Genomic DNA, 18142 nt, shown 5'->3' on the forward strand with positions numbered 1-18142 from the left:
CGCTTGATAAAAATACGATTAATGCTGTTAATACTACCGCTCCACTTGCTGATCCTACGAAGTCACCTTTTGTTACTTGTAATACTTGCTCTTTCATATCTTTCATTCTCCTCTCTTTTTCTTTTATTACAAAACTTCTATTATACTAATACGCTTGATAAAAATACGATTAATGCTGTTAATACTACCGCTCCACTTGCTGATCCTACGAAGTCACCTTTTGTTACTTGTAATACTTGCTCTTTCATATCTTTCATTCTCCCTTCTTTTTCTTTTGTTACAAAGCTTCTATTATACTAATACGCTTGATAGAAATACGATTAACGCTGTTAATACTACTGCTCCACTTGCTGATCCTACGAAGTCACCTTTTGTTACTTGTAATACTTGCTCTTTCATATCTTTCATTCTCCTTTTTTTATAAGTTATCTATATGTAATTTCTAAGAAATGTTTATTTCATAGTTTTTATGTTAACGTTACATTAAATTTGATAACGTAATGTTTGTAACATTAATGTAACATAACTATTATTACGTTGCAATATAATTACGTAAAATTTATTACACTTTTTTTACGTTTTTTTATAACAACCCTCAAAAACCTTTATTTAATGCATTTTTCACTAAGTCCATGTTTGTAACATTCGCGTAACATTACAGTCATAAAGTGAAATGTATCCATATTCCTCTCTATTTTTGTTACAAATTGTTTATTTAGTGCCACTAAACCTATCTAATCTTTACTTACTTTTAATATGAGATAAAATACCGTCTTTCCAAGATAAGTTTATATGTTTCCTCTATATAACTATGTATAATAAAAACAAAGAGGTGGTCATTTTGAAATTAATCGCATTAGATATGGATGGTACACTACTATCATCTAATCTTGAAATCTCCAAAGAAAACCTACAAGCAATCCAAACTGCACAAGAAGCCGGTCATATTGTAATGATCTGTTCTGGTCGTGCGAAAGAGGATGCTTTAAAACTATTGGAAGAATATAAATTATCTCTTCCAGTCGGAGCAAGCAATGGGGCAATTGTTTATGTGGATGGAAAAGTAATTAACTCGCGTTGTTTACAAAACGATAAAGTATACAAGCTTGCAAAATTACTAGAATCTGAAGGTTTTCCTTATAAGCTATATACGAATAAAGGAGTTTATTCTCCATATACATGGCAAGATCAAGTCATGCAAGCTTTCGAAGAGAACAAGCATGCATTAGATGTTACACTTGAGGAGCTTGAGAGAATTACAGAAAAACAAAAGAAATCAAACTTAATTACTGATTTCCAAAAAATTGAAGATGTTGTAAATAATCCAGAATTAGAAATATCTAAATTCTTCATTTTGACATTTAATGCAACGCATCGTGCACAGCTATTAAGTATGTTACAAGAAGACACTGATATTTCGGTTACAGCATCAGCTCCTACTAATGTAGAAATTATGGATAAGCTTGGTCATAAAGGAAACGGTCTACAAGAAATGGCTGCTTATTTCAATATACCAATTGAAGATACTATTGCAATCGGGGACAACTTTAATGATGTGCCAATGTTACAAGTAGCTGGCTTATCAGTTGCGATGGGAAATGCTGAAGAAGATGTAAAAAAACTATGTGATGTTGTAACATTAACAAACAATGAACATGGTGTTGCTCACGCAATTGAGCAATTTGTATTGAAACAAACTTCATCTAGTAAATAAAAGAAAAGGACTCTTTCCATTTGAAAGGGTCCTTTTCTTTTATACGTGATGACAAGCAACAAAATGCTCTGTACCAACATTACGGAATTCTGGTACTGTTTTTTTACAAACATCCGTTGCAAATGGGCAACGTGTATGAAAACGACAGCCCGAAGGTGGATTTGCTGGACTTGGAATATCCCCTTCTAGTATAATTCGCTCTCGCTTCACTGTTGGATCTGGTATTGGAACAGCTGATAACAATGCTTTCGTATAAGGATGTAGCGGATTGGTAAATAACTCATCACGCGGTGCTGTCTCCACAATCGTACCTAAATACATAATTCCGATTTTCGTACATAAATGTTCTACTACACTTAAATCATGCGAAATGAATAAATAAGATAATCCCTTTTTCTCTTGTAACTCACTAAATAAATTAATAATTTGTGCTTGGATAGATACATCTAGTGCCGCCACAGGTTCATCAGCTACAATAAATTCCGGATTTAATACCATAACTCTTGCGATTACGATACGCTGACGTTGTCCACCAGAAAACTCATGGGGATACCGGTCAATATGATAAGGAGCTAACCCACATAACTCCAATACTTCAATTACCTTTTCACGAACATTTTCTTTCGTCGCTAATCCGTGGGCCAACATTGGCTCTCCAAGCGCTTCTCCAATTCTCATTCTCGGATTTAATGAGCTAAATGGATCTTGGAAAACGAGCTGCATATTAGGGCGATGTTTTCTTAATTCATCCTTGGATAAAGAATGAACATCTTTCCCTTTAAACTTCACTTCTCCCTCCGTTTTTTGAACGAGGCGTAAAATTGTTTTTCCTATTGTTGTTTTTCCGCTCCCTGATTCGCCAACGAGACCAAACACTTCACCTTTATTAATAGTAAAACTTACTCCATCAACCGCTTTTACATGCCCAATTGTTCTACTAAATACGCCACCCTTGATTGGAAAATATGTCTTTAGATTTTTCACCTCTAATAATGGTTCACTCATTGTTCCGCACGCTCCTCATATAGCCAGCAAGCTACTTTATGATTTTCATCATTTACATTTAGATTTGGGGCTTCTTTTTCACATATTTCCATACAATGCTCACAACGCCCACTAAAGTAGCAAAACTCACCTAAACCAACTAAATTCGGAACTTGCCCTGGAATAGAATATAGTTTATCTATTCGTTTTCCCATTACTGGTTTTGATTTCAATAATCCTTTCGTATAAGGATGTTTTGGATTTTGGAATATCTCTAGTACTGGGGCTTCTTCAATAACTTTCCCGCCATACATAACGACAACATAATCAGCCATTTCCGCTACGACACCTAAGTCATGTGTAATTAATAAAATCGACGTTTTAAATTCTTCTTTCACTTGTCTTAGTAGATCCAATATTTGAGCCTGAATAGTAACATCAAGAGCTGTTGTTGGTTCATCCGCAATTAATAACTTAGGATTACAACTAAGTGCAACAGCAATCATAATACGTTGTAACATCCCACCGCTCAGTTCATGCGGATAAGAATGGACGATTTCATCAGCGCGGGCTATGCCAACTTTACGAATTAACTCAATTGCCTTCTTATATGCTTCATTTTTACTAAGTAATTCATGCTCCCTTAACGTTTCTACAATTTGCTCTCCTACAGTGAAGACGGGGTTTAGCGATGTCATCGGTTCTTGGAAAATCATCGCAATATCATTCCCTCGTAAACTACGAAGCTCTTTCTCTTTCATTCCTAAAAGACTTTTTCCTTCATATAAAATATCTCCACCTACTACACTGCCTGATTCAGCAATAAGTCCCATAATAGATAACGCCGTTACACTTTTTCCGCAACCAGATTCACCTACAACACAAACAGTTTCACCTTCTCGAACAGAAAAACTAACATGATTCACAGCTTTTACTGTCCCTTCTTCTGTCTGAAAGTGTGTTTGTAAATCTTTCAGCTCTACTACCGCTTTACTCATATCTCCTCACCTACCGTCTCATCTTTGGATCTAATGCATCACGAAGTGCATCACCAAGTAAATTAATTGATACAACTGTTATAAAGATTGCAAAACCAGGCGGAATCCATAACCATGGACGCTTTTGGAAATCGATTAATGAGTTAGCTGCGCTAATCATGTTCCCCCATGATGGTGTAGGTGGAACGACTCCGAGACCTAAGTAACTTAGTGCGGATTCTCCCAAAATAGAACCTGCAACACCTAATGTAGATACGACAATTAAAATGGGTAAAACATTAGGTATTAAGTGATATATAATTTTCCGGTAATCTTTTATTCCTAACACATCCGCAGCTTGCATAAATGCTTGCTCCCTAAGTGATAAAATTTGCCCTCTTACAAGGCGTGCAAGCCCTGGCCAACCTACTAAACTTAAAATAATCATAATGACATACAAACGATAATCAGACGGTACTTTCCACTCTGATAAAATCGCACCCATTATAATAAGTAACGGTAATCCTGGCATCGACATTAAAATATCTGCAAGTCGCATAATAATATTGTCCACAATACCACGATAAAAACCTGCAATCGCTCCTAATAAAGCTCCAAGTATAACCGATAAAACCATTGAAGCTAAACCAATGGTTAATGAAATACGTCCCGCTTGCATAAGCCTTGTTAAAATATCTCTTCCTAATTGATCTGTACCAAGCCAATGAGAAAAACTAGGTGGTTTGTTAATGAGCGCAACTTGTATTTTTCCTGATGCATATGGAGAAAAGAACGGACCGATAAAACAAAATAAAAACATAAAAATTAATGCATAAAACCCTACAAGTGCCATCTTATTTTTCTTTATCTTTTTAAAAGCTTGTCGCCATGGTGATGATTCATTTCTTCTCTTTTTTTCTTTTTTTTCTGTAATTACTGTAACAGTCTCCATTTCTTTCCCCCCTTACTTCAACCGAATTCTTGGATCAACAACTGCATATACGATATCTGCTAAAAAGTTTGAAACGATTGTTAAACAAGAAAGAAACATCGTAAATGCCATCAATACTGTATAGTCACGAAAATTTAATGCTTCTAATTGAATATTACCAATCCCTGGCCAGTTAAAAATTTGTTCAATAATAATTGCCCCAGAAAACAATCCAGGTAATTCAAATGCTAATAACGTAATTGCCGGTAAAATTGCATTTTTTAATGCATGCTTATAAATAACCGTCTTCTCCTTCAAACCTTTCGCTCTTGCTGTTCGTATGTAATCTTGTCTTACAACCTCTAACATACTTGTTCTAAAATAACGAGTTAGCGAGCCGACCCCAAGAAGTGTCAAAATAAATACTGGTAAAATCATATGTTTTGCAACTTCTATCACGTAAGCAAATCCTGTTGAATTACTGCCAACATCAATCATTCCACCTATCGGTAATAACTTAAAGTCAACCGCAAACACCTTAATTAAAAACAAACCGATAAAGAATGAAGGAAATGACATTGCTGCAAAAACACCGATTGTTACAAGTTTATCGAATAAAGAATGTTGCTTCGTCGCCGAGAATACACCGATAATAAGTGCAATTAGCCAAATAAAAAACAATGCAATAATTGCTACACTAAAAGAATTCCAAATAAATTTATTTAATAATGACGTTACAGGCTCTTGATATTGAAGCGAGAAGCCAAAGTCCCCTTGCAATGCATTACCTAACCAATGAAAATAACGCTCAACAATTGGTTTGTTCAACCCATATAACTCCCTCAGTTCAGCTGCTCTTTCCGGTGTAATTTTCGGGTTTGAATCAATATAATCCCCAGGAAGAAGTGCGAACAGGACGAAGATAATAATTGATGTACCAAGCAGTGTAGGAATCATTTGTAACAACCTACGAACAATATATGTTTTCACCCTTTTTCTCTCCAATCTTATGCTTAAAATAGAAGAACATTTTTTCAAAGCGGCACATTACTAACCGAATGAAAAAATGTCTTCTACTTATACATTCTTATCGTTATTTTTCAAATGATAATACTGGTAAGTTTGCACTAATACTGTTGTACTTTTCAGGATCAATTCCTTTTATATTCCCGTTATAACCAGTAATTGTTCTACGGTAGTTTAATAGAATTACTGGTGGATCATCACTTAATTCTTTATACAATTCTTTATAAATAGGTTTACGCTTTTCGATATCTACAGTTTCAATACCTTTTTGAATTAGCTCATCTACTTTTGCATTCTTATAACCAAGACTAGTTTCATTTGCAGTAGACAAATATTCACCAGCTGTTTCACTCGGATCACTTGTAATCGGTGTCGAAACAGAAGCTAAATCATAATCCCCTTTGTTTACCTTAGAAAGCATCGTATTAAAGTCCATAAATTCAGGATTAAACTCTACACCTATTTCTTTATAATTCTCTTTCGCAATCGGAATTAATAAATCACTATCTTTAGCCGAACTTGGACCGAAATAAGAAAGTTTTAATTTTTGACCATCTTTTTCACGAATTCCATCCGAACCAACTTTCCACCCTGCTTCATCTAATAATTTTTTCGCTTTTTCTTTATCGTATTCGTATTTATTAACTCCTTCTTCCGTATAAGCCCAAGAAGTTGGATGAATTGGTACATTGGCTACTGTACCGTATCCTTTTAACGCTGTATCAACATATTTTTTGCGGTCTAATCCGTAAATAAGTGCTTGGCGAACCTTTTTATCCTTTAAGTAAGGCTTATTATTATTCATATAAATATAACTAAATGACGGTGCTGTTTCGATTTGGATATTGGCGAATTCTAAAGCCTTAGCCTGTTCAAGAACCTCATCACCAGTACCTAAGCCAGTATGGTCAACTTCTCCTGTTTGGAATAACTGAAGCTTCGTATCACCAGAAGTAATTTTATAAATGAAGTTTTGAATTTTTGGTTTACCCGCATAATAATTTTCGTTTGCTACAAAACGAACTTCTTGACCTGGAATATACTTTTCAAATTTATATGGACCCGCAGCTAATGGCTTTCCATATAAATCTTTTAAGTAATCTAAGCTTGTATTTTGCTTATAATCTTTTCCATAATAAGCTTTTGATAGTACTGTACCTCCTAAAACAAATATAGCTTGTGAATTCACTTTTTCAGTTGTAATTTTAATTGTTTGTGGATCAACAACTTGAATACCTTCAATTGAAGTTGCTTTTCCTTCCTTATATTCTTTACCACCTTTAACCGCATATTGAGAGATATCTACTTCACCTTCATATGCCTTATCATGTAAAAGCGTCAATGTGAAAGCTACATCATCCGCCGTTAATGGCGATCCATCACTAAATTTCAAATCTTTACGTAAATGGAATGTATATGTTAACTGATCAGAAGAAACGTCCCACTTCTCAGCTAATTCTGGAATTGGTTTCCCTTGTTTATCGGTTGATACGAGAGATGCAAAAATAACTGAAGTTACGTTTCCATCCCAACCATTTTGTTGGAAGTATGGCAAAAATACGCCGCCTGGCTTACTAATACCAACTACTAACGTATCTTTTCTATTCTTCGCTTTGTCTGGCACTTTCGTTTTATCTGTCGCAGCGATCTTTTCAATTTTCACATTTTTTAAATCCTGCTGTTTAACCGGCTCTGTAGAAGCCGCGTCCTCCTGTCCCCCACAAGCAGACAACACAAGCGAACTACTCAGTAATACCGAAAATACACCAGCCCATTTTTTTGTCTTTTTCTTCATTGTCCCCACCCTAACTTTTCTTTTTTTAATAATTAAACCTTATGAACTGCTTGACTTATGTATGCCTCCCACAGCAACATTTTATAGCCAATCGGAAAAGTCGGTTTTAATCGTAAAAAAATAGATGTTTTTGAGGGGTAACAATCCTATTCCGACCTTTCCGGTAGACTTTATGGTTATTAGCTTATATCTTCAGTTATATTTTGTCAATTCTTTCTAAATAAATATTTCAAGAATTTTTTTAAAATTATTATTCTATCTTTAATTTAGGTAAACTTAATAAAACTCCGTTATAGTCACCTTCTTATAATCCTTGAATTCGTGCATGATGTGTAGACACCATTTTGCTATTATTCAAGAAGATTACAGGCGGTGCTTCGCTTAACTCTTGATATAATTTTTTATAAATTTCCTTTCGCTTTTCAATATCCAACGTTTCTAATGCTTGCTTAGCTAATTCATCTACTTTCTGATTATAATATCCATCATAATTTCGTTTACTTGTTGAAATAAACTCTTCAATCGCTCTCTTTTATTTCTTATAAAAAAATTAAAAATTCACTTCTATTCGTTCAGCATGAAACATAGAATACTAATAACCAATTACCAAAAAGGGGGCGAAAACATGGACAACCTATTCCAATACGTCCTGCACTACGTATTATTAACAATTATGATAGTCGGAGCGCTATTACTATTCCCGTTCTTCCCAAAGTTCGTCCTCTTTTTAGCTTTTTTTATCATGCTCGGGATCGCTATTATAATTTCAACGAGAGAAGATGCCACGCAAAAAGAGAGCAGAGTTCAGCGCGTAAAGCTGTAACTTTGCTCTCTTTTCGTTTTCATTCACTAGTCTCTGTTACAAATATTTATCCCGCTATTTGCCGGGCAGTAAGACCCCCACCTCAAAATTCAGTGAAAGCAAAAGAAGTTAGGTCAGGGTCGGGGTGCCTGTAAAAGCCCTCACTTTATCTCTCGGGAAATAATTAGCCTTTGTTTTTGTAATTACTCCTATCCAAAAACCACTAATGACATTTATTTTTCACCTTATTATTTTCATATGTTTCACAAACTATGCAAATTGAGGAACACGGATTTATCTAAGTTACTGTTTCACGTGAAACACATCGCTTCATTTAACCTTTAAAGCAAAATATCATTATGAAGAAAGCCACTTCCTCCAGCAAAACTGAAAGGAAGTGGCTTTCTACTCATTACTCCACAATATTCTCTAATTCATTATATAAATCTGCTCGTAACAACTCTTTCTTCGTTTTTTCCTCATATAATTTTTCAAGTTTTTCAACATCAGCTACATGTTCCATTCCACATTCTATTGCATATATATCTTCTTCTACATGCATTAACTCATTTTCAATCTCTTCAAGATTCCTAGCTTCTTTCTCTTTTACAGGAACCGTTTCAACACTTTTTCTTCCTTGGCGTTGCTGCTTTATTACTTGTTTCTCGAGCTTTTCTTCCCACTTTTGACGAGCCCATGCGTAGTTCCCTGTAAACTCAAATAATTTATGCTCATCAATCCAATACGTCTTTTCAAATAACTTATTTAAAAAATAACGATCATGTGAAACAGCTAAAATCGTCCCATTATATTGCTCAAGAGCTTCCTCTAAAACTTCCCTTGATTCAATGTCGAGATGGTTTGTCGGCTCATCTAAAATTAAAAAATTGATATCTTGATACATAAGTTGCGCAAGTCTTAATCTCATTTTTTCTCCACCGCTCAGTTGCGTTACTTTCTTAAACACCGCTGGACCATAAAATAAAAACTTAGCTAATATATGTCTCGCTTCTCCTTCTGTTACAGCTACATATTCCCTGAAAGCCTCTAATACATTACTCTTCATATTTCCGTACGCATGCTGTGATAAATAACCCATTTTGACACTACTACCAATGCGAATTTCACCAACGTCTGGATTTATTTCTTCTAATAGTAGTTTTAATAATGTAGTCTTTCCTGTACCATTACGACCAACGATAGCAGCACGCTCTTGAAAACGAACATGTAAATTCGCTTGTTCAAATAAAGGTCGGCCAGCAAAACCTTTACTCACTTCTTTCATTACAACAACATCTTTTCCGCTTCTCTCTTGCCCTTCAAACTGAAGACCCATCTGTTTTCTTTCTAAAATCGGCCTCTTTAATTTCTCTATACGATCTAACGCACGTTCCATATTCCTCGCTCTTTTATGCAATCCTTCATTCGGAGGATTCGCTTGATTTGCCCATTCACGTAGGCGCTTAATTGCTTCTTTCATTTTCTTTATTTTCTTTTGCTGCTCTTGATAAGCTTGAAACTCTTGAAGTAACCTTTCTTCCTTCTCCTCAACGAACTGAGAATAATTCGTATGGTACACGTGAATCTCTCCATCTTCCAAATCCAAAATTTTTGTTACAACTTCATCAAGGAAATAGCGATCGTGTGAAATAACCATAACTGTTCCAGTATATTCTTTTAAAAATTTCTCTAACCATTCAACTGCAAACAAATCTAAATGATTTGTTGGTTCATCTAATAGAAGTAAATCTGGTTTCTGCAATAGCATATATGCAAGGCTTACTTTCGTCTGTTCTCCTCCACTTAATTCTGTAAATACTCTTGGAAATAAGTCTGTTACTTGTAAGCCATTTGCTACCTTCATTATATTTGCCTCTATTTCATAACCACCGAGAAATGCAAATTTTTCTTGAATTATTCCGTACCTCTCCATTAGCTTTTGCAAAGAAGATTGTTCCTGCTCCTCCGCCATATTTTTTTCTAGAGCATGCATTTCTTTTTCTAATTCTTTTTCTACTTTAAAAGCGGAACTCAATACATCATATACAGTCATGACCTCATCAAACTTCGGAATTTGTGCGACATGACCAATACGTGTACCTTTCTTCATATGGATGGCTCCTGCATCCAAACTCTCCATTCCCGTTAGAAGCCCAAAGATTGTTGTCTTCCCACTACCGTTACGACCAACTAACCCAACACGTTCACCATTCTTTATTTCAAGCGATATATTTTCAAATATGATGTTTCCACCAAAAGATTTCGTTACATTCTTTACACTACAAATAGTCATTTTCCGTACTCCTTTCAATATAAAAAACCATGAGAAAGAAACATTCCCCATGGTTTTCGGCATAGAAAAAGGAAGCCAAATAGCTCCCTTTTCACACGTTTATTAAAAATGGGTGAAGAGATTTCTATCGTTCAATAGTCACTATGCAATTGTTAAAAAAGGGCATACGTATCCCGTTAACAACTACATCATGAAAAATCGCACGACAAAAATAGATAAAATCTAAAAATTTGGCACGCGCAGCTAAAGAACGTTTCATCTCATTCACCCCTTTCGTACGGAATTTAATACTTACTTCTTTATTATACTTTCCAATTTCATGTTTGAATAGTCATTTTTCTGAAAATAATGAAGATAGACTAAACATTTCAATAAGTGACATCAAATCTTACAAAACTGTTATGTTCACGTAATGGAAAGCGATAGTACGAAAAGATGCCTCCCTATACAATAAAGATGTAAACAAGAGAGATAAACAAAAGGTGGAAACAAACATGATGAAAGAAATCGTAAAAGCAATCTTTGAGGTATTAGTGAACGGACAAGCAGTTGTAAAAGAACTAAATGAACTATAAAAAGGAGTGAAGAAATATGATGAACATGGTGAAAATGATTTTACACGCTTTAGTCGATGCAAAAGCAGTTAGCCAAGAATTAAACCAACAATAAAAAGGGGTATATGAATATGAAGAAAGCCATTATTATAATTGCAAGTACAGCAATTACTTTATACACAATAAAAAATAGAAAAAAGAAAAATAATGAAAATGTTCTATATTATCCATACACGCTATTAGAGAAAAAATAAAAGACAAGGTACCCTATCGTAATGAGGATATCTTGTCTTTTATTTTTTCCACATTTCCTTTAGAGGATTTCCCTCTCCTGTTCCCGAATGTATTAAGCGGGATTTTTACACATATTTTAAAGGGGTATATATACAAATGGATACACAACAACTATATTTTTTAAACGATATCGGTAAACAAAAACCAGAAAGCATTCGGAATAGAAGCGCTGCATGTCCATTTTGCGATAAAGAACATTTAACGGATATTTTAGCAACTGATGGTTCTATTATTTGGTTAAAAAATAAATTTCCTACATTACAAGATACATTTCAAACAGTGCTAATCGAAACAGATAATTGTGAAGATCATATTGCGACATATACAGAAGAACATATGAGATCGCTAATCCGTTTCTCCATTAAACATTGGTTAGACTTACAGAAGAATGAAGAATTCACATCTGTGATTTTATACAAAAATCATGGTCCCTTCTCAGGTGGAAGTTTGCATCATGCACACATGCAGATTATTGGAATGAAATATGTAAACTACCTCGATAACGTAGAACCGGACAACTTCCAAGGAGTAATTGTACAAAAGAACGAACACATTGAACTCAATATTTCAGATCGTCCTATTATCGGTTTTACTGAATTTAATATTATCACTGAAGATACTGAATCCACGGATGAACTAGCAACTTATATTCAACAAACTGTACGTTACATACTGACAGATTTCCATAAAGGATGCAGTAGTTATAACTTATTCTTCTATTACTTAAATGGAAAAATCATTTGTAAAGTTGTACCTAGATTTGTCGTTTCACCATTGTATGTAGGATATAAAATACCGCAAGTTTCTACAAAACTAGAAGAGGTGAAAATACAACTCACGCAGTATTTCACGAAAGAAAAGGATGAAATTATTCATAAAAAAACAGAGTAGGTATAGAAAACCTACTCTTTAATTACACCTTTATTTCGATAGTATACATCTTCTAATCCGATGTTATACTTCATGTTATTATCCGTCCACTCTGGCCCTAAATTCCCTGGCCATCCAGATGTATTCGCTATATATTTCAGTAATGCAAAATCAGTCAAACCTTTTTGTACCCCACGCTTATATCCTTTCATTAAATGCGGCATTGCAATTTGCGCATTTGTACGTGGATCTTTCAGCTCATCATCAGTTAAATGTTCTGGTGCAAGCCCGCCGCCGCGGTGTAGTTGAAACAATCCGAATGAAGTTCCATTATCTCCAACACTTCTTGGATTTAATCGACTTTCATGCTCGGCAATTGCAAGAGGTATCCATTCTGGAAGATGTACTTTCTTCGCTTCCTCTATAATGATTTGTTTCATCTGTTTTGCTTCTTCTGAATCAACATAGCTTGTTCCATTCACTAGCTTATCCATTCCTTCAGACTTTCCTTGGAAATATAAATATACTCCAAGAACAACTAAAAATCCTACAAAGAATTTCTTCACTACCTCTACCTCTTTCTCCGCTGAAATTTGTCCCCTTTCAGCCTTCCCTTTACAATTACCTACATTCTATTACTCTTTTATCATAGCAAATAACTATACATATTATCATCATGCTTTAGACCGATTTTGTGAAAAAACAGCTGGTAAATACGTGCAAAAATGTAACTTTCATAGACTATAACGCATTTATTGTATATAATTGTAAACTGAACTCTACATATAGAATAGGAGCATACAAAATGAAAAAATGCCTAACACTCTTGTTCAGCATTTTACTACTCATCCCTACCTACACCTCTGCACAAACATCATCAAAACCAAAAGTACTTGTTTTGTATAGTACACAAGACGATAAAGTTTCAAATAACGTCCAAATACTTAATACTCAATTAGGACATTTTACAAATGATATAACCGTAAAAAGCTTAAAAGAAGCAACTTCAATTAATAACGTATCCTCCTATACACATATTGTTTATATCGGTGAAACAAAAGAAGTGTTTTCCGATGAAACGAAACAATTTCTAGAAAACTTCTCCGGCCCTGTATTAGTATTAGGACAAAATGTTGAACAATTATCTAAGCGTTTTTCTTTCATTACATTGAAGAGTGATGATATACGAGTTAATAAAATTGAATATCCAGACAAGAAGCTAAAAAATACTTTAGAAGCGGAACGATTAATTCAATCATTTGATACGAATGGAACTGTGCTTGCTAGCGCCTTAAGCTCAAATAACACTAACCCACTAATCGTTCAGCATGAAACATCTTATTACGCTGCAACGCCAAATCTCTTTGACTGGATGTCTCATTACGTCGGTGAAATGTTATTTTCTTACTTCGGAAAAGAGCCAACGACAAATAAAGTAGAAGCTTATTTACGTCTTGAGGACGTTCATCCGGCCGCAGATATAAATCAATTAAAAGAAATTGCTGAATTACTAAAAGGGAAAAAAATTCCTTATATGATTACGGTCATCCCTGTATATAAAGATCCAAATACGGGAAAGACAATACATCTAAAAGATAAACCCGAACTAGTCGATCTTTTACGCTCTATGCAAAATGATGGGGCAGCAATTATTTTGCATGGTTATACTCACCAATTTTATGACAGTGAAACCGGTGAAGGGTTTGAATTTTGGGACGTAAAGACAGATCAACCAATTCGCCAACCGAAACATGAAAAACCGAAGACAAAAGATGACTTTCCAAATATAGAGGCATATAACCAATATGTAAAAAAAGGGGAAGAGTTTGAGGAAAAATATACGAAAGATCATATCGAAAAAGGAATTCAAGAACTTGTAGCTGCTAAACTATATCCTGTTGCCTTTGAAGCACCTCATTACACGATGTCTCAAAAAGGATATGAAATATTATCAAGATACTTTTCAACTTATGTAGGACAACTACAGTTAAATGATACAACTTGGAAATCCATGCACTCACCATATTATACAAGTACTCCGTCATTTTTACATGGAATGAAAATATTGCCTGAAACAGTCGGATTTATTGAAGAAAATAAACCACAAACTATTGCTAAAATGAAAGAACGTGCTCTATCTGTTTCTAAATTATCCGATGGAGTTATTGGAGCATTCTATCATCCTTACTTAGGTGTGAAACCATTAAAAGAAGTGTTAAAGGACCTAGAAAGCATTCCAAATATAGAATGGATTGATTTACAAAAAGAAACAAATGAAGTGAAAATGAAAGATATTCATATCACTACTAATAAAGACGGCATTCACATTGAAAAACCAACAAGCGCAAGCGACGTAATGGATTATATAAAACAATATGGATTCTTCCTTATACTTGGTTTCTTCGTCATTGTCTTTCTCTTATTATTAAGACGTGTAAAAAAATTAGAATCCTAATACAAAACCACCGAGCGGAACGCTTGGTGGTTTTGTCATATATCAAACCGTGGCATTTTATTAAATAAATTCAACTTTTACTTTTTCCGTTACATTATTAAAATTATAATTCTTCTATCCTTTCAAATAAAATCGACTTGTGTTTTCATATATTGTTTCTGCGACCTTATCAATAGATATGTTTTTTATAACACTAATTTCCTTTAATACCTCTCGAATCATTCTTGGATGCGTTATAACATCCTCTTGAAATTCCCACGGTCCATCTGTTTCTACCATCATATATTCAAGTGGATAATACGAAACGATTTTTCTAATCTTCTCCTTATGTAAAACATCCGGTGTAATCGAAATATAATAACCATTCTTCATCATCCGTTTCATTGTTTCATCACTTCCTTTAAACCAATGGAAATGTGCACGTGAAACTTTATATTTCTCTAGCAAATCACATACAATGTCAGCATCTTCATAAACTGCATGTAATATAATCGGCAAATTATACTTACTAGCTAGTTCTATAAATTTTTTCAATACAACTATGTATGGATTTACAGCAATTCTTTCATCTTCTTTCCTCAAATAATAGGGCAAACCTACTTCACCAATCGCAACAATTTCCTCTGCGTTCTGTTCAATAAGTTTATAAATCTGTTCACACTCTTCTTTATGAATCTGTTGCTCTGGATGAAACCCTATCGCTGGATATATAAAAGGATAGTTCTTCGCTAAAGATAACGTTTCCTTACAAGATTGATAATTCATAGATACTGCAATAAGCCCCTTTATTTCATTACTATTTTCCACCTCTTTCAGTAATCTGTTCTTCTCTTCATCCTTATATTGATCAACATGTATATGACTATCAATCCATTTCATCTTTATGCCCCCATAAAAAAAACAAGAAAGGACTTCCTTTCTTGTTTTATCATCTATATTATTTAACAATTAAGTTTGTTATGATATCAAATAATCCAATACACACTACGGCAACAGTAAAGTAGCTACAGAAATCTTTAATTGGTAACTTCACTACTTCTTCTTTACGCATCCCATTTTTCTCCCTTCTTACTAGATCCCTAATTATTTTTCTATCTGTATCTATTATGCAAAAAATATGACAAATTTACTATCGAATTAACTTACGTAAACCTTACAATGTTGTAAGGTTTAAAAAAGGATCCTCATCTTTACTCAGATGAGGATTATTAAAAATTAGTTGGTTTTTCATTCTTCATTACAAACAGAAAGTAATACATTGAGACTTTCTAGTTACACTATATGAAAATTACTATCTTTTAACTATCGAATTACATTACAGAAGGCTTACATGTTTGTAAGTTATGTGTAATGTAATTCGATAGTTCTCCTTACTTATATTTCGTACAATAAAGTTAGAAAGTAAGCCAAATAAGAAGAACAATCACATAACCAAATTACATTGCTAGTAGCTACTCTTCTTATACCTTTCACCTATGCTACTACAATGTACCCCCTTCCCTTTTATATAATAAAAAAAGCCTTAGTCCATATAGACTAAGGTTTTTTTATTAACCTCAAAAATACCCTTACCCAGTATTTTTATTTTCGACAAAAAATAGCCGGGGGTATATTTCACTATCTCATCGTTAAAAGTTTGCTCTTCGCATTTATAGGAATATTTGCAACCTCAATCTCTTCAATCGATTCACCGTAACGTCCTTTTGCAAAAACCTTTAATGCTTCATCTCTCTTTAACATATGCTTAACTGTTTTCTTTATTTTCTGCTCTCTACCACGTTCATCGAATGCAATAAATTCATATTCATACCACTCATCACCAATATGCTGACCAATTGTATTCACAACCGTATAGTATTCTTTCGTCTTATAAAATGGATTATATTTATCGATAACCGGTCCAAGTTTCGTAGGCAGTAACATTACTACTATCACTATCATCGCTATTATAGTAGTGATCATTTTTTTCCTCATAATAAACATTCCTCCTCTGCAGGATATATATACATCCATTTTAAAAAGGGGGAATAAAATCTACTATTGAATCTCATTACATTACACTTACATTTTTGTAAGAATTAAAAAAGGTGAACGAATTTACTCGTTCACCTTTTAGCTTGCTTTAAAGCCACCGCCAAGTACATCACGTACATCATGTATAACAACGAAAGCATCTTCATCTACCCGGCTAATAACTTGTTTTAACTTAACAAGCTCTTGTTTATTAATAACAACATATAAAACTTCTTTATTTTTACCAGTATATCCGCCGCGCCCTTCTAATACAGTAACACCGCGTGTCATATTTTTCGTAATAGTTTCACGAATTAAGTCTGGTTGATTCGAAATAATCGTAACAGCCGTTTTTGTGTCCATTCCTTCTACAATGAAATCAATCACCTTCGCTCCAATGAACACAGCTACAAGTGTATACATTGCCTTTTCTTGCCCTATTATAAATACTGAACCAGCAATTACAACAATATCAATAATTAGTACGCCTTTACCTACACTCCAACCTAAATATTGATTTGCTAACTGAGCTAAGATTGCCGATCCTCCCGATGTACCTCCAGCTTTGAACATACAGCCTAATCCAATACCCACAAATAAACCAGCAAATAAAGCTGCTAATAATGTATCACTATTTACATGATACTCAATATGTTCTGTAACGTATAAAAACAAAGATGTTTCTACAATCCCTAAAATTGTATAAATCATTGTTTTCTTATCAAAAAATTTATAACCAATAGCTAGTAAAATTGCATTTATAGCAAAATTCACAATCCCTGGTGACCAATCAAATAAGTAGTACGTAACAACCGTTAAACCAATAATTCCACCTTCCGATAAACGGTTTGGAATTGCAAAGTAATTAATACCAATTGCGAATAATAATGAACCAATTGTAATTAGTGTTATTTCCTTTATACGTTGATTAACCATAGTTCATACCCTCCCCCCATTTGACATTGTATCACTATCTCCTAGAGGTTTAGAAGTGGTTTTTATTCCGCATTTTCCCTCTTAAAAATTGAAATATTATGTTTAAACAGAGGGTTGATTAATTATTCATATTTGCTCTAACTGCATGGATAAATTGCTCCACATTCCCTTTCTGAATATGCTTAGCGCGAATGGTTTCATGATTATAAGTAAACTCAAAGTACGAATGAAAATCTATGCTATCTATATGCAAATATGAGTACTCTTTAAATGTTGAAGGATAGTACGGAAATTTCCCGTAAAAAAGGAGACGTCTAGTAGTGGCAACAAAAATTCCATGTTGATAACATAACATGAAATTATCCTTCTCAAAGATCCCTACCACAAAAGCCAGAATCTTTTCATCATCATCTACATACTTTTTCATACTCGATAAAAGTTCATTCATGCATATTCCTCCAAATTCTATTCATTGCATTAACACTTGAAAAGAATCCA

Annotated in this window: 20 protein-coding genes and 1 pseudogene; 5 read left to right on the plus strand and 16 right to left on the minus strand. The window is 34.1% G+C overall.

The features are described 5' to 3' along the window. The 3 genes from MR143_RS27425 to MR143_RS27435 all read right to left on the minus strand — a co-directional run. Positions 1-106 (minus strand): DUF3948 family protein (locus tag MR143_RS27425; RefSeq protein ID WP_242281113.1); only part of this gene is annotated, 106 nt, incomplete at its 3' end. A gap of 34 nt (positions 107-140) precedes the next feature. Beyond that, positions 141-257: a DUF3948 family protein gene (locus MR143_RS27430; RefSeq protein ID WP_000654250.1), complete on the minus strand. Its 117-nt coding sequence runs from the start codon at positions 255-257 to the stop codon at positions 141-143. Positions 258-291: 34 nt separating this feature from the next. Beyond that, on the minus strand, positions 292-408 hold the full coding sequence (locus tag MR143_RS27435; RefSeq protein ID WP_000654250.1) for a DUF3948 family protein: 117 nt from the start codon (positions 406-408) through the stop codon (positions 292-294). A gap of 433 nt (positions 409-841) precedes the next feature. On the opposite strand from MR143_RS27435, the gene MR143_RS27440 reads away from it, so the two are divergent. Further along, positions 842-1714: a Cof-type HAD-IIB family hydrolase gene (locus MR143_RS27440; RefSeq protein ID WP_000766427.1), complete on the plus strand. Its 873-nt coding sequence runs from the start codon at positions 842-844 to the stop codon at positions 1712-1714. A 39-nt stretch (positions 1715-1753) separates the two neighbouring features. Here the strand turns inward: MR143_RS27440 and MR143_RS27445 are convergent, their stop codons facing one another. The 6 genes and pseudogenes from MR143_RS27445 to MR143_RS27470 form a co-directional block, all read right to left on the minus strand. Continuing rightward, positions 1754-2719 (minus strand): ABC transporter ATP-binding protein, encoded by a 966-nt coding sequence (locus tag MR143_RS27445; protein WP_199718104.1) that lies wholly within the window; start codon positions 2717-2719, stop codon positions 1754-1756. Next, positions 2716-3696 carry an ABC transporter ATP-binding protein gene (locus MR143_RS27450; RefSeq protein ID WP_000030789.1) on the minus strand — a complete coding sequence of 327 codons (981 nt, stop codon included), beginning with the start codon at positions 3694-3696 and terminating at the stop codon, positions 2716-2718. The genes MR143_RS27445 and MR143_RS27450 overlap by 4 nt, the downstream gene beginning before the upstream one ends. A gap of 10 nt (positions 3697-3706) precedes the next feature. Further along, the gene (gene opp4C / locus MR143_RS27455; protein ID WP_000451077.1) at positions 3707-4627 is read right to left on the minus strand and encodes an oligopeptide ABC transporter permease; all 921 of its coding nucleotides are present in this window, start codon (positions 4625-4627) and stop codon (positions 3707-3709) included. Between the two features lie 12 nt (positions 4628-4639). After that, entirely contained in the window at positions 4640-5596 is a 957-nt protein-coding gene (locus MR143_RS27460; protein ID WP_000860748.1) for an ABC transporter permease, read from the minus strand. Between the two features lie 103 nt (positions 5597-5699). Continuing rightward, complete coding sequence (locus MR143_RS27465; RefSeq protein ID WP_000730663.1) at positions 5700-7427, minus strand: ABC transporter substrate-binding protein; 1728 nt, start codon at positions 7425-7427, stop codon at positions 5700-5702. Positions 7428-7731: 304 nt separating this feature from the next. Next, positions 7732-7950 (minus strand): annotated as a pseudogene (locus MR143_RS27470) (ABC transporter substrate-binding protein); the annotation flags it as partial. Positions 7951-8052: 102 nt separating this feature from the next. Between MR143_RS27470 and MR143_RS27475 the strand changes: the two are divergent. Then, positions 8053-8250 carry a hypothetical protein gene (locus MR143_RS27475; protein ID WP_000369254.1) on the plus strand — a complete coding sequence of 66 codons (198 nt, stop codon included), beginning with the start codon at positions 8053-8055 and terminating at the stop codon, positions 8248-8250. A gap of 391 nt (positions 8251-8641) precedes the next feature. On the opposite strand, the gene abc-f is transcribed toward MR143_RS27475, so the two are convergent. Next, positions 8642-10573: a ribosomal protection-like ABC-F family protein gene (gene abc-f / locus MR143_RS27480; protein ID WP_199718118.1), complete on the minus strand. Its 1932-nt coding sequence runs from the start codon at positions 10571-10573 to the stop codon at positions 8642-8644. 73 nt (positions 10574-10646) lie between these two features. Continuing rightward, the gene (locus tag MR143_RS33300) at positions 10647-10781 is read right to left on the minus strand and encodes an RAxF-45 family protein (protein ID WP_000830643.1); all 135 of its coding nucleotides are present in this window, start codon (positions 10779-10781) and stop codon (positions 10647-10649) included. A gap of 420 nt (positions 10782-11201) precedes the next feature. Here MR143_RS33300 and MR143_RS27490 point away from each other — a divergent pair, with 420 nt between their 5' ends. Together MR143_RS27490 and MR143_RS27495 are read left to right on the plus strand one after the other, a co-directional pair. Continuing rightward, positions 11202-11330 carry a hypothetical protein gene (locus MR143_RS27490; protein ID WP_001998915.1) on the plus strand — a complete coding sequence of 43 codons (129 nt, stop codon included), beginning with the start codon at positions 11202-11204 and terminating at the stop codon, positions 11328-11330. A 136-nt stretch (positions 11331-11466) separates the two neighbouring features. Next, positions 11467-12261, plus strand: coding sequence for a DUF4931 domain-containing protein (locus tag MR143_RS27495; protein WP_000381021.1), 795 nt, complete (start codon positions 11467-11469; stop codon positions 12259-12261). An 11-nt stretch (positions 12262-12272) separates the two neighbouring features. Here MR143_RS27495 and MR143_RS27500 read toward each other — a convergent pair whose 3' ends face one another. Next, the gene (locus MR143_RS27500; protein ID WP_000713246.1) at positions 12273-12806 is read right to left on the minus strand and encodes a transglycosylase SLT domain-containing protein; all 534 of its coding nucleotides are present in this window, start codon (positions 12804-12806) and stop codon (positions 12273-12275) included. A 239-nt stretch (positions 12807-13045) separates the two neighbouring features. On the opposite strand from MR143_RS27500, the gene MR143_RS27505 reads away from it, so the two are divergent. Beyond that, the gene (locus MR143_RS27505; RefSeq protein WP_000710616.1) at positions 13046-14695 is read left to right on the plus strand and encodes a DUF2334 domain-containing protein; all 1650 of its coding nucleotides are present in this window, start codon (positions 13046-13048) and stop codon (positions 14693-14695) included. Between the two features lie 114 nt (positions 14696-14809). Here the strand turns inward: MR143_RS27505 and MR143_RS27510 are convergent, their stop codons facing one another. The 4 genes from MR143_RS27510 to MR143_RS27525 all read right to left on the minus strand — a co-directional run bounded on the left by MR143_RS27510 (position 14810) and on the right by MR143_RS27525 (position 18092). Further along, complete coding sequence (locus MR143_RS27510) at positions 14810-15574, minus strand: TatD family hydrolase (protein WP_000871068.1); 765 nt, start codon at positions 15572-15574, stop codon at positions 14810-14812. A gap of 738 nt (positions 15575-16312) precedes the next feature. Continuing rightward, positions 16313-16669 carry a YxeA family protein gene (locus MR143_RS27515; protein ID WP_001227798.1) on the minus strand — a complete coding sequence of 119 codons (357 nt, stop codon included), beginning with the start codon at positions 16667-16669 and terminating at the stop codon, positions 16313-16315. Positions 16670-16807: 138 nt separating this feature from the next. Further along, the gene (locus tag MR143_RS27520) at positions 16808-17644 is read right to left on the minus strand and encodes a YitT family protein (RefSeq protein WP_000248039.1); all 837 of its coding nucleotides are present in this window, start codon (positions 17642-17644) and stop codon (positions 16808-16810) included. Positions 17645-17762: 118 nt separating this feature from the next. Next, complete coding sequence (locus MR143_RS27525) at positions 17763-18092, minus strand: PH domain-containing protein (protein ID WP_001004247.1); 330 nt, start codon at positions 18090-18092, stop codon at positions 17763-17765. Positions 18093-18142: the final 50 nt, after the last annotated feature.

This window comes from Bacillus cereus group sp. BfR-BA-01347 (assembly GCF_022663835.1).
Lineage (GTDB): Bacteria > Bacillota > Bacilli > Bacillales > Bacillaceae_G > Bacillus_A > Bacillus_A thuringiensis_K.

Bases quoted from the DNA above. Each gene is read 5' to 3' on its own strand.
- MR143_RS27450 (WP_000030789.1), bottom strand. From the start codon at position 3,696: ATGAGTAAAGCGGTAGTAGAGCTGAAAGATTTACAAACACACTTTCAG.
- MR143_RS27465 (WP_000730663.1), bottom strand. From the start codon at position 7,427: ATGAAGAAAAAGACAAAAAAATGGGCTGGTGTATTTTCGGTATTACTG.
- MR143_RS33300 (WP_000830643.1), bottom strand. From the start codon at position 10,781: ATGAAACGTTCTTTAGCTGCGCGTGCCAAATTTTTAGATTTTATCTAT.
- MR143_RS27435 (WP_000654250.1), bottom strand. From the start codon at position 408: ATGAAAGATATGAAAGAGCAAGTATTACAAGTAACAAAAGGTGACTTC.
- MR143_RS27430 (WP_000654250.1), bottom strand. From the start codon at position 257: ATGAAAGATATGAAAGAGCAAGTATTACAAGTAACAAAAGGTGACTTC.
- MR143_RS27490 (WP_001998915.1), top strand. From the start codon at position 11,202: ATGAATATGAAGAAAGCCATTATTATAATTGCAAGTACAGCAATTACT.
- MR143_RS27510 (WP_000871068.1), bottom strand. From the start codon at position 15,574: ATGAAATGGATTGATAGTCATATACATGTTGATCAATATAAGGATGAA.
- MR143_RS27475 (WP_000369254.1), top strand. From the start codon at position 8,053: ATGGACAACCTATTCCAATACGTCCTGCACTACGTATTATTAACAATT.
- MR143_RS27445 (WP_199718104.1), bottom strand. From the start codon at position 2,719: ATGAGTGAACCATTATTAGAGGTGAAAAATCTAAAGACATATTTTCCA.
- MR143_RS27520 (WP_000248039.1), bottom strand. From the start codon at position 17,644: ATGGTTAATCAACGTATAAAGGAAATAACACTAATTACAATTGGTTCA.
- MR143_RS27495 (WP_000381021.1), top strand. From the start codon at position 11,467: ATGGATACACAACAACTATATTTTTTAAACGATATCGGTAAACAAAAA.
- abc-f (WP_199718118.1), bottom strand. From the start codon at position 10,573: ATGGGGAATGTTTCTTTCTCATGGTTTTTTATATTGAAAGGAGTACGG.
- opp4C (WP_000451077.1), bottom strand. From the start codon at position 4,627: ATGGAGACTGTTACAGTAATTACAGAAAAAAAAGAAAAAAAGAGAAGA.
- MR143_RS27505 (WP_000710616.1), top strand. From the start codon at position 13,046: ATGAAAAAATGCCTAACACTCTTGTTCAGCATTTTACTACTCATCCCT.
- MR143_RS27525 (WP_001004247.1), bottom strand. From the start codon at position 18,092: ATGAATGAACTTTTATCGAGTATGAAAAAGTATGTAGATGATGATGAA.
- MR143_RS27515 (WP_001227798.1), bottom strand. From the start codon at position 16,669: ATGAGGAAAAAAATGATCACTACTATAATAGCGATGATAGTGATAGTA.